This window comes from Desulfobulbus elongatus DSM 2908, from assembly GCF_000621145.1.
GTDB classification, from domain to species: Bacteria; Desulfobacterota; Desulfobulbia; order Desulfobulbales; family Desulfobulbaceae; genus Desulfobulbus; species Desulfobulbus elongatus.
In genome coordinates this window covers 1-3459 of record NZ_JHZB01000071.1, presented here as the reverse complement: position 1 = coordinate 3459, position 3459 = coordinate 1, and the positions used below count along the sequence as shown (strand labels likewise).

Sequence of the window (3459 nt, the reverse complement as noted above, 5' to 3'; positions counted from 1 at the left end):
CCATTCCCCGTTTGGACCGCCGGCCATGGGCAGATTCACCACCGCCGTCGAACCCGCCGATGTCTTGTAGTCACTGAAATCATCCGCTGCGGCCGGTATGGCCGCCAAGCCGATGGTCAGGCCGGCCGCCAAGGCCAGCCACCTGCAATGGTGCGTTTTCTTCCGTAGAATCTGCATGGTGTTTCCCTCCTATGCATAGAATTCCGTGTGTTGCGCGTTGACTGTCCGTTCGGCTTGCCGCCGAGTATCGTCCTCCTTGTGCAGAAGTGAACCGCAACAGGCCGACGCATGAACGCCGCCCCCAACCTTAAAGCACATTCTTCCCTCCCTTTTCTTCGTATCAGTCCTGCCGTCTCCGGCGCAGACCGACCAGGCCGACCAGACCGCTCCCCAGCAGCCAGGCCGCAGCCGGTACCGGCACAGGAGCCGCCGCTACGTCGGCAAAGGCATCGATTTCCCCCCCGGAAAAACCGCTGATGCCTTCCACCTTGATGTACTGGAACCAATCGAGGGTGATTCCGTAGAGATCGTGCAGGTCGTCCAGATCGAACCCGGTGCCGCCGCCCGAACCTTCGTAGGCGGCGATGATGCTGGCGGCCGTGTCACCCGAGGACACGGTCAGGTCCGGATTGACCGGTTTGGTGAAGTCGGAAAGGGTGTCGGTCCATACCGCGTTTTCTGCATCCCAGAGATAGGCATTGGTGGGATAAGCGGAATCGCCGGACGGGCCGTTGCTGAAGGTGTACCAGGTCTCGCCGTCCTGACTGACCGAAACCAGGACGCCCTCCGAGAAAATGCCGCCGGTGAGCGTATAGGTATTCATGTTGGTGGCATCGCTGACAGAGCCATTGCCGACATAGAAAGAATTGCCGAAGACCAGGAAATCGATGCCGTATGGATTGTTGGGGTCGTTTTCCACCTGGTGATCAAAGGCGGCAATAATATAACTTCCCGTGTTGAGGGTGGTGATCACCTTGTCGCCGTTCAGGTCGACATTGTAGGCCGGTTCCACCAGCTTGACGCGGGCCGTCGCCGCGCTGCCCCAGGTATTCTTGAAATTGGTGGTTGGAGCGCCAAGCACCGCATACGGATTGTTGTACAAGCTGCTGCTAGTGAGATCGCTGGAATAGGCGATCAACTCCGTGGCATACGGTGAAGCCTGAGCCAGAGAGGCGGTCGCCGCCAACGCCATCCCGGCAAGAACTGCTTGAAGCGTCATGACTTTTTTCATTTCTCCTTTTTCCTCCAAAATATGGTGCAACGTTTATTGTGGGCGATGGCCTGAATCAGCCGGCCCGTTTCCTACGCACTCCGATCAATCCAACCATCCCGGCACCCGGCAACCAAGCCGCCGCCGGGATCGGAACCGGCGAGGACTCCCGGACCAGCCAGTGGCTGACCCCCGAGTAATGAAACTGATCCCCATAGGTGGTGCCGAATATGCCTGACCTGTAGATAGGCTGACCACTGCTGTAAAAAACAGTCATCCCAGCCGCCTGCCCTGATTCGATCATGGCCAGCATCTCCGGATAGCCGGCAAAATATGAGGTGGACCCCACAAAGCTCCCCAAGTATTCCGCTGCCGCGAAAATATCGGTCGAAGCTGACAGGGCCGTGTCAACCACGGTGACCACCTCGTCGGCGGTGGCGTACCGGTACCCGGCGAAGTCGCCATCCACACCGAACTGGGTGGAAACACAGCTGTGGGTCAGATCGGACGTAATCGAAAGGTCCAGCCAGAGAAGACCGGTACCGGTATCCAGGGTGAGACTGCCGTCTCCGAAGACATCGTCGTTCTGGGCTACCAGGGCCGCCTGGGCGCCGGTGACGACAAAAAAACTCCACGCCAACACGACAAACAGTCTGACAATCATGTACACGCCTGCCATGGTGACGGTCCTTCCGGTCGCATCAGTTCTTCCTGGATGTCCGGCTTTCATCCCCTCACCTCGGAGAGCTGTCTTCGTCGGATGCCAAGAAGTCCGACGATCCCCGTGCCCAGCAGCCAGGCAGCGGCAGGAACCGGGACCGGCGCGGCGGCGAAGGGAATGTTCAACTGATCGTCGGCATATTCCGGCAAGGAACCAAACCACATGATGGCGTTGATGCCCTCGTACTGGCCGTCGGCCAGTAATTCCTCTGTCATTCCCGCACTATTGAAATCCCATTCGGAATTACCCCAGGTCCCCCAATTCGCATACGGATCACTGGTACTGGCCAGATTCCAGCTGCCTTCCTCAATATGCAGGTGATATTCGCCATCTCTGGTATCGTTGTAGCCGATATTGTAGAGGAAGGAGGTGCCGGTGGCAGTGAGAATGCCGGCCTCGTTCAAGGCGGTGAGCATATCCGATACATGGGCTGTTCCGTCCCAGCGAAAGCCGAATGCATGAGATTCGGAAACGGTAGCCTCGCCATTGTCCAGCCTGTTCCAGTCGACCACCAGAATGGTCTCGTTCTCACCTGTCCCGGCCCAGCCCTCAACCTCTATCCAGGTACCATTGAAGTTGTAGGCGGCAGCCTGGGCGGTCGAGCTTATGGCCAAAAGCATGATCCCTGCAAAAATCTTCCGCATGTTCCCTCCAGTTTTTTTCGTTTTATTTGCTATGGTGCTCTCGTCAGATAGCCACATTGCCCTGCTGTGCCTTCCTCCTCAGACCAACAAGCCCCATCAACCCACAACCCAGCAGCCAGGCAGCGGCGGGAACAGGGACCGGCGATGCCGCACTTTCCGGGATACCCGGTGCTGAACCGCTTCCCATGACGGCAAAATCCGAAAAACTCCAACCATCCCAGGAACCATCGGACAGTTCACGCGCGGCGATACCCCATCCTGAATAGGACCAATCAGAGCTGCCATCACTGACCCAATAGCTCCAGTAGCCGTTGTACCATCCCTCGTTATAGACATCGTCGGCATCAGCCGCAGAGCCACCTTCAGACCCGGACGGGACATAACTGAAACCATCGCCGTCCGTATCATAGCCAAAGCCGAAAACGGTCAAGCCCCAGCCCCAATCCTCAATGGTCGCGAAAAGCCGGGGATCAGCACCCGTCGCAACCGGTTCGAGCGAATACCGGTCAACGGCCTGGGCCAGGGCATACACCATATCCGAACCATAGGCTGTCCCATCCCAGCGATAGCCCCAAGCCACCGTCGTAGTCTCTTCAGCCGTTTTCCATTCGATCACCAAAGCGGCCTGGTTTTCTCCTGCACCAACCCAAAAATCGATATCATCAAAATCAAAGGCATCGTAGGGACCTGCCCATGCGGTCGTTGCCAACAGCGCAAATGCTACGGCGCTGCCAAATGTTTTTGCTCCGATCATTCTTACCCCCCTGTTTTCTGGTAAAGATATTCTCTGATAAATAAAAAAAGCCGGGTTGCCCTGTTCTGTTTTCAGGCAACCCGGCTGTCTGCATGAGACCCGTGGCTTTCCGGCCCCGCCTCGCGGCGGG

Annotated in this window: 4 protein-coding genes and 1 riboswitch; all 4 genes read right to left on the bottom strand. The window is 57.6% G+C overall.

Annotated elements, in window-relative coordinates:
* Window positions 1-340 precede the first annotated feature (340 nt).
* The 4 genes from Q362_RS24370 to Q362_RS25045 all read right to left on the bottom strand — a co-directional run bounded on the left by Q362_RS24370 (window position 341) and on the right by Q362_RS25045 (window position 2762).
* Entirely contained in the window at window positions 341-1219 is an 879-nt protein-coding gene (locus Q362_RS24370) for a VPLPA-CTERM sorting domain-containing protein (protein WP_211248533.1), read from the bottom strand.
* 67 nt (window positions 1220-1286) lie between these two features.
* On the bottom strand, window positions 1287-1889 hold the full coding sequence (locus Q362_RS0117490; protein ID WP_028319673.1) for a VPLPA-CTERM sorting domain-containing protein: 603 nt from the start codon (window positions 1887-1889) through the stop codon (window positions 1287-1289).
* Between the two features lie 47 nt (window positions 1890-1936).
* The gene (locus Q362_RS0117485) at window positions 1937-2575 is read right to left on the bottom strand and encodes a VPLPA-CTERM sorting domain-containing protein (protein WP_211248532.1); all 639 of its coding nucleotides are present in this window, start codon (window positions 2573-2575) and stop codon (window positions 1937-1939) included.
* Window positions 2576-2618: 43 nt separating this feature from the next.
* A complete protein-coding gene (locus tag Q362_RS25045; RefSeq protein ID WP_425389242.1) occupies window positions 2619-2762 on the bottom strand; it encodes a VPLPA-CTERM sorting domain-containing protein in 144 nt (47 codons plus the stop codon).
* 638 nt (window positions 2763-3400) lie between these two features.
* Window positions 3401-3459, bottom strand: a riboswitch (cyclic di-GMP riboswitch). This riboswitch is flagged as partial in the annotation.